The sequence below is a fragment of the Aquimarina sp. Aq78 genome (genome assembly GCF_900299525.1).
Classification (GTDB): Bacteria; Bacteroidota; Bacteroidia; order Flavobacteriales; family Flavobacteriaceae; genus Aquimarina.
Genome location: NZ_OMKA01000015.1, coordinates 148298 through 156955, shown reverse-complemented (window position 1 = coordinate 156955; position 8658 = coordinate 148298). Strand labels below are relative to the sequence as shown.

Here is an 8658-nt window from a genome sequence, read left to right as displayed (position 1 = left end):
CCGCTAACCATAATACAGTGTAGAGATTGATATTTTTTGGGTTATCTAAACTGTAGTGTCACTAGCGAGACGCTAGCGGGAGCGGGGGAATTTCTGAACTATCTATCTATATCATCAATTTCACCTTTATATTCCAGATATTCTTCTTTGTTTTCATTAATGTTATATTCATGGTAGATATAATGTTTATAACTTGTATGAATATCTACTAACGTTTCTACTTCATCCTTGGTCTCCAAAATGTTATCTGACTTTTTTATTTTATCAAAAAACATTTCTACATCATTATAAATTATTACTACAACATTATTAACAACAAAGTAGCCTTTAGGTGTTAAAGGATTACTTTCTAATTTAAAATATTGTTGTTCTGTTTGAAAATTACTTGCTTTAAGATAAATATTAATGCCCTCGGTATTTGTAGAATCAATTCTTAAAAGTATTACATTTAATAAAGGGTCTTTTGAGATTTCATTTTTAATTTTTTGTTGAATAGGTTCTAAAATAATATCATTTTTAAGTATATGTGTAGGTTCTATTTTGTTAGAATTATCACGATTATATATACTACAAGATGATGATGATGTGATGAACAAACTAAACAACGCTAATAATAGGTTTATACTGTTATTCATATTTATTGTTTTATAGGTTGTGGAGTCAAAGATGATGCCGGTTTTTGAAAACCTCTATAATTATAGTTATAACTAGTAACATTAATAGGATCATAAACTTGAGATTTTATATTAACATTTGGGAATCTTGCGTTTATGATTCTAGCACTATTTATATCTCCTCTACTTGGTTCTTGATTCAGTGTAGAAATACCGGCAGCAGCTTTTAATAATTCGCTAGTGCTACGGGGATGAGAATGTCTTTTAGTAATATCAGTACTGCCACTATTGATCAATTTCAAAGTCATAAAATTACCTGAAGCATCTGAGTCCTCACTACGTGTAGTACCTACAAAAGAATCTGAATTAGCTGCTTTGACTTGAGACCATTCTACAACAGAATTATCAGCAAAAAACTCAAAGGCTTCACTTGCAACAGAATCATCCTCAAATTGTATATGGTAGACATTTTTGGTCGTTTTAGTTCCATCAGGACCAACAGTATTTACTTCTGTGGTTGTCATTGATTCTATCTGCCCATCCTTTTCTAAAGTTACAAAATCGTCTTCCTTAACATTATTGTTACTATCTGTCGCAAAAACTCTATCAGGAGCATTAGTATCAGCTATTTTCACAAAAGAGCCATCTTGATTAAGCGCATAATCATCAAGTAAACCAGAAGGATCAATTCTAAGAATAGGATTGTTCTGTACAAAATTATAAGGTGTTAACCAGCTTCTTTCTTCTGCAAGTGGATCAATTGAAGTAAACCTTGCAATTGCTGGATCATATTGTCTAAAGTCCATTTCATATAGGTTTAATCCTAAATCTTCATTAAACTCAACTCCCTGAAATTTATAATCATGCTCCCTACCATTCACGGCAAAATTGTATCCTTTATGTTCGAGTCCAAAAGGATAATAGTTTTTCTCTTCTACGATCTCAGAAGTAGTGATATTACCGTCTTTATTGGCGTCTTTATAGGATAGTCTTATATTCCCTAAATGATCTTTAAACTGATATACATACTTAAACCCATCAGTTTCTTTTTCTACAATACCTTCTGTATGGTTAAAGAATTCTAATGTACCATTCTTATAGACATAATTCCCGGCATACTCGGTTGTTAAAGAACTTCCCTCTGTGGTAATCTTTTTTAGTTTTACCCCAGTGGCGTCGTAAATATAGGTAATATTTCCGGTATGAGAAGCATTATTTACCGTTACTGTTTTAGGGAGATTTAAATGATTATAGGTAATCCCTGTAATCCCTTTGTTTTGATCTATAGTCATATTACCATTGGCATCATAGATGTAATCATTATTGGTATTGCTACCATCTTCAAACCCACTGGCTCCATCGATTTGTTCTTCTACAGTTAAGAGTTTATTTCCAGCATCATAAGTATACGATAGGTAATCCAATGCCACATTTCCCTTTTTATGTCTTTTTAGTGATTTTAGGTTACCGTTCTTATCATAGGTAATCCCAAAAACTCTAAACCAATCCTGCTCACTATTATCCTGGGTATTATAATTTGCATCGGTAATTCGATTTAAAGCATCATAGCTGTATTTGTAATGTCGCTCTACATTATCATTGGCAGTTTTCCATGCTGTTTCAGAGATATTGCCATTAAACAGTGCAGTAGCCCCATGTTGTGGTATATTATAATTGATCGTAAAATCAAACAGGTCATTATCATCATAACTGTCTTGATTGATGCTTTTTAACCATCCTCGTACATTATATTTGTAATTTACATCCTGTAACCCACCACCAACTTCTTTAGAAATTAATTGTCCTAACTTATCATAAGTATTAGATACGATTAATTCTCCCGGGAATTCCTCGTTCTGGATCTTAGCAAAGAAAGAAGTACTAGCAGTGGCTGCAAAATGAAATCCATTAGATAAGGTAATGGTATTACCTGCTACAGTAGTCGTGGTTTGGGTGATCGGTTGTGATAAGGTTACTGCTGGTGTAACCCCGGTATTACCCGTACAATTTACCCCAGAAGCATCTTCTATACATTGCCGTTGGGTGAGTATCCTGCCCATATGATCATAAGTAAAACGATCTATGGTTATAATGGCAGCATTGTTACCTTTAGTATGAGTTGTTTTAGTCTCTTCGACCTTACCTACAAAATCCAGTTGGGTTGCTACGATATCGGTAGTATTAAGATACTCATTTGTACTAGCTACGTAGATGGGTCGTGCTTTTTTATCATAATAGGTAACGGTAGTGATCCAATCATAAGTATCTAACACCCGTACTTTGCTTCCTGTAGCTAGTGTTTTGGTTCGATCGGTAATAGCTTCGGTATATACCGTTCCCGGGTTGGTTAATCCGGCGATATCAAAAGTATAGTCATCATAATAATTAATCGTTAATAATGTGGCACTACTTATTTTGGGATATCCTCCGTCGTTATAGTATAGTTGCACTCCATCGACCAACACAGGAGCGATACGTGCTACCCATAATACATTACTATAGGCTGTAGCTTCGGTTTGTATAGCAGACCGATCTCTGGCATCGGTAATCTTACCTGTATAAGCCACCCGACCAAAAGCATCGTATTTGGTGTATAGCCACGCATTATCTGCTTTTAAATTAGCGTCTTGTGTCATAATCGGTTGATCTAACGAGTTGTATACAATATGCTCCTTGTCTTTACCAGGGATTTTCTTTTCAATCAATCGGTTTCTGTAATCATAACGATACTGATAACAGAGTTCGGCAAGCTCAGTATCAGAGATACTCGTAGTACTAGTATCTACTTTGGGCGGGATCACATAAGTAAGATTACCATATTTATCATATACATAATAGGTGTCATGCGCCTCGACCACGCTCGGCGCCCCAACATTGGCAAAGGTTCTTTTTAAGACGATTCTGCCTTGCTTGTCCTTGTATTCTCTAGTGGTATGCAGATTCCCATCTGCCGGAGTCCAGTTTTCGTCTTTGGTACTAGTGACATATAATTCTCCCGCAGCATAGTTTCTAACTTTTGTTAAGGTAGGTACTTCTGTATTAGTTGGTGTTGTAAAATCAACTTTAAAATACACTACTTCATTCGCCACATTGGTATCCCAATCAAATTTAATGGTATGATCTGTGTCATCTTCTTTATTAGCTTTCCAGGCTTTTCCTGGTGCCCCCTGTTCTAATACTCTATTAAGAGGGGAAGCTTCATATACACTTTCTGAGTAGGCATTAAAATCGTTATGATTTGCATCGATCCCTATAAAATCATCGGCATAAGTGGTTTTATAATATTGGTTGATATCCATGTTTATATCCACATTTTGATAACTTCCTATAGTTTTATCAGATTCAAAAGGCAGGTATTGTTTTGCTTGTCTGCCATAGGCATCATAGGTGATATGAGTCACAATATCACTACCGCCAGGTGAGGCCTGAATAGCTCTTTCTTGTATAGGTCTGCCTAATCCATCATAGTAGGTTATGCTTTCTATAGCTCTATCCAGATCATTAATAGTAGAGCAGTTTACATTTTCTAACTCTGTAATAGTCATTGGCGTTTGTGGAGCTACTACATGTACATAGTTCTTGTCTGATAATACTACCTGGGCCTGAAGATTGAGTCCCATAAGCAGTACTATAATACTGTATATAATTTGTTTTTTCATCTTGTTATATTGTTTATGGGATTAATGTTGTATTCCAATAGGGTCACCACCGCCACCACCGCCAGAAGATTTACGTACTGTAATTGGCATGGTTTTTATCACAACTTGTTGGGTTCGGGAATCGGTATATGTTACACTCAATTCATAATCTCCGCTTTCACTCATTCCTGCTGTAAAGCTTGATCCACTCCCTACATTACGTGTCCATGTGGGATTGCTCATTCTCCATAGTTTCCATTGCGTTCTGGTATAGTGCCCAGAACCACCGCTTACTCTAGTGATGCTAAAAGTTTCACTTGGGTTTGTATTGTTAAGATGAGCAGAACCCGGACTAACAGTAACACTCATAGGGTCATAAGAGTATACCGTTACACTCTTTTCTTTGAAATGCCCAGAGATTGCATTATCCACAACACGGAACTTAACCGTGTATGTTCCACGACTGGGGAAGTTATTAGAGTAACTAGTACCTGTGGTACTTTGCTTTACATTGTTTACATACCATTCGTATCTACGAACTCCTGATCCTCCACCAATACTACTAGTTGTAAAATTTATGGTTGTTCCTCGTACAATATAAGTTTTTGAAGCACTTACCGCAGGAGTGGTCAACGGATTATATGCGTACAGTGTTTTTATAGCACTAAGCTTTGTTTTTCCACTTTTAGTGTCAATTGTTTGAAAACGAATATTATATGTTCCTGTGGTACTAGGCTTATATCTTAAAGTAGTGGTTCTACTAGCTTGTCTTACATTATTTACAAACCATTCGTATCTTAAGCTACCTGAACCTCCTCCTATGTTAGCCGCACTAAAATCAACGTTAGTTCCTTTTACAACATAAGTATGATTTGCACTTACTGTTGGAGTAATTAGTTCTGGATATCGTAGTAAAACTGGTGTTGACTTACTTTTTAATAACCTTTTGGTCTTGGTATTATACGCTACTAATGTAATACTATAGCTACCTTCATTAGTAAACGTTCTAGTAAAAGATGTTGTGCTATCACACTGTTCTTGATTACCATTTACAAACCAGGTGTATAAGTAATCATTAGGATTCTGAATATCACCAGCTGTAAATGTAATTGGTTTCCCGGGAGTAACAGCACCCGAACTGGTGATACTAAATATAATTCCATCATAAGGATCAGGATTTTGCCCTATATAATTATAGTTAATTCTTTGGATTACTTTATCCTCATTATCTTTTACCAAAGTCAATCGACTTAGACCATCATAATCATATTGGGTAGTATATCCTCTTGCATCGGTTGCTGCCACAACTCCTTTTAGCGGATCATAAACAAAAGTGGTAATCTGTGCATTGGTAAAAGAGTTTCGTAAATTACTATACAGCGTATTGAGTTGACTATCGGTTGTTGTTTTTAGATTAACAGCCCCGGTCACTCCTTCTAATTCGGTTTTGGTTACTCCTATGAGTTGTGCCAAAACATAGTTATGTGTGGTGTCCCATAAGATAGCAGTAGGAACCCCGTTTTTGCGTTGTACTTCAATAGGTTTTCCTGCTTCGAGTTTAAACGCCTGATATAATTCATAATTCGATGGGATATGACCTACAGCAGATTGGTGAGTAGATAATCCTTTATGATGCCTGTACGTAGCAATCACATTACCTTTAAGGTTATAATCCATGTATTGCCCCTGGATAAGATCACTATTCACATATACTTTCTTGCTTATCGGTAAACCGGTTTGGTGGTTATTATATAACGTAGCAATAGTGGTATTTTCTGATTGATGATCTACAGGATAAGTATATCTAATTTCTACATGTTTGCCATCGGGTACTGTACTATAGTTATCATCCAGAATAGCTTGTTCACTATCTGCATGCAATCTACCCTCTAATTCTTGTTTGATAACCAGGATATCATTATTATACTCATACTTATATCTGGTAACCGAAGCTTTAAAGGGTTCTCCGGTTTTATAAAGGTAATCGATCTCTGTTTTCTGAGAAAGTACATTTTTACGATGATAATAATTAGTCGAATTAGGATTGGTATATCCAAGACCAGGTTTACTACTACCAAGAGGAGTAAAACAAAGTGTCTTATCGCTAAGTGTCCAAAATTGTGTTGTCTTTACAATAGCATTATCATAAGCATAGATGATCTTTTTTACCTTATCATTTTTGTTATACAGCTCTTGTTCTAACAATTGAGATTCATAAGACTTATTTTGAAAAGCATCGGTGTACTTTTCTATTGTTTTGATCGATTCATCTGTTCCTATTTTGTTAATAGTAACCTGTTTATAAAAATATCCTGATTTGATTAAAGCTGGATTTAAAGCGATATTTTCTGCAGAAAATGCTGTTCTTTCTCCATAACTTTTAATGGTGTTGTTGATATTTAAGCTATTTCCAGTGAGTCCATCATAAGTATATTGGGTCTCCCCGGTAACATTGTCATTAGTGTCTTTATCTACTATAGATTTTACTCTAAGTCCTCCTGCATAACGTGTAGTTTGGGTATTAGACGTTTCTTTTTCACTCCAACTTAGATTTACTGATATTCGTGCAGTAGGATTAGCTATAAGTTCTGATTCTTTTACTTTAAGTTCTAAAATATAATCTCCTTTTAAAAGATTTTTACTCCCTTCTGCTCCAATCACTTTAAAGGGAGAAAATATAGGCGTTCCCAGACTGCCATCACTTTGTTTTGGGTAGATGTTAAACCTTGAACAATCTATACTTGGGTTATTAGGATCATTATTACAAATTGTTGAAGTTGCCCCGTAGGTAACGGGAGTTCCTAAATTACCCAGTAAATCATCGGTCAAAGAAAAAGTAGTTCTAAATACTCTATATCCTCCCGATGTAAAATAGTCACCAGAAGCATGTATTGGAATTTCTTTATGTACATACCTCGGATCATTATTGGTTGTAGAAGGAACAGCGTTAGGCTCATAAGTAAATTCAGTCGAGCCTCCTGTAGGATACTCAACTTTATTTAAGACACCTCTTTTAAGAAAATTAAAATCTTCTCTACGATCTGCAAGGCTACTACGATAATTTTGAGCTATGGTATTATATGCATTGAGAGAGTAGGGTACCAAGGTGCTATTATTTTTTCCATTATAATACCCATGATAATCTTTTGCCATACTTCCCTTTGAAGGAAGATTACCTCCTTGATAATAAAACTTATATGGCGGTTTGGTACTCCCATCAAAACCTACTTCCTGGATTTGATCTAATCGTAAGCGTGAATCTCCAGAGAATTTACCGTAAGTAAAGGTGTAAGACTTTGTTTTGTTGGCTATTTTATCTAAAATGGTAATAGAGCTTAACTTCTTTTGCCAGGTAGATAATGTAGTGTCTTGTTCGTAATTAAAAGTCACTTTAATAGTAGCAGATTCAATAGTGCTAATAAGTTGATTTCTGGTAGAATACCCTATAGTTGTAGTAGAAACTGAAGTGTTATTATTAATTCCCAATCCAGAACACCCACATTGAGGGCTACTTTGTTCACATCCCGGGGCAACATCTATAGAATGAGAAGCATTATTGATCGTATAATCCAGATCATAATGGGTGTAGGTAAAATTGATTTCTTTATTGTTTTTAGTAATCAATTTATTAATCATCCAACCAGTTGGATATGATTCTGTATTTGTACTTATGTTTCCGCTATTAGTACCTGTGAGTACTTGTTTAGAATTTAGTTCCCGCATGGTATCATTATCAAAATAATAGGTGTTACCATTTTCATCTAGAGCTTTAAAATAAGCTGAGTTTCCTGCTCCTGTAACTTTTTCAATCAACATAGAAGATTGTTTTTCTTGCTCTGTTGTTCCATCTTGATTAAAAATAAAAGCTCCTGAGTGGTTTAAAAATCTATAACTAAAATCATCGGGATAATAATCATGATAATAATCAGAACTTCCTATTTGTTGTTGAACAGGCCAAGTATCAATTTGCCCTTTTGAGGCTATCCAATCAGGATTTACAATCCCTCTCGAATTAGGAACTAACCAGCCTTCTTCGTCGATCTTATCATTCACTTGTCTAAATATTCCTCCTCCCGCATTCAAGGTCCATTTCAACCCAACTACACTGGCGAGATCATCGACCTTAACCCCAGAAGCATGATATGATAGTGAAATAGGAATCGAGTTTCCATCTTCTTGTATAGTGAATATAGGGATTTCAATCTGTGGAATCCCAGTAGCATGATTTACCGGAGTGTTTCCATAAATCGTAAATGTAGATGCATTAGGAGTCTCTGGTATATACTCGGCATGGTACGTGAGATAATCCGGTTTAAATTCCTCTTGGGTTTGAGCATAGAGTCCATAGCAAAACAGGAAGAGTAGTAGTATTGTTGCTTTGTTCATAGGTAAATATTTAATGACTG

The 8658-nt window shown here is 35.4% G+C and carries 3 protein-coding genes; all 3 read right to left on the bottom strand.

Annotated features, from left to right (window positions below):
• Positions 1 to 98: 98 nt before the first annotated feature.
• The 3 genes from DG435_RS10435 to DG435_RS10425 are packed head-to-tail and all read right to left on the bottom strand — an operon-like array spanning position 99 to position 8638.
• Positions 99 to 635 carry a hypothetical protein gene (locus DG435_RS10435; protein ID WP_106794771.1) on the bottom strand — a complete coding sequence of 179 codons (537 nt, stop codon included), beginning with the start codon at positions 633 to 635 and terminating at the stop codon, positions 99 to 101.
• A 2-nt stretch (positions 636 to 637) separates the two neighbouring features.
• The gene (locus tag DG435_RS10430) at positions 638 to 4273 is read right to left on the bottom strand and encodes a DUF6443 domain-containing protein (protein WP_106794770.1); all 3636 of its coding nucleotides are present in this window, start codon (positions 4271 to 4273) and stop codon (positions 638 to 640) included.
• Positions 4274 to 4294: 21 nt separating this feature from the next.
• Positions 4295 to 8638: an RHS repeat domain-containing protein gene (locus DG435_RS10425; RefSeq protein ID WP_106794769.1), complete on the bottom strand. Its 4344-nt coding sequence runs from the start codon at positions 8636 to 8638 to the stop codon at positions 4295 to 4297.
• Between the last annotated feature and the right edge of the window lie 20 nt (positions 8639 to 8658).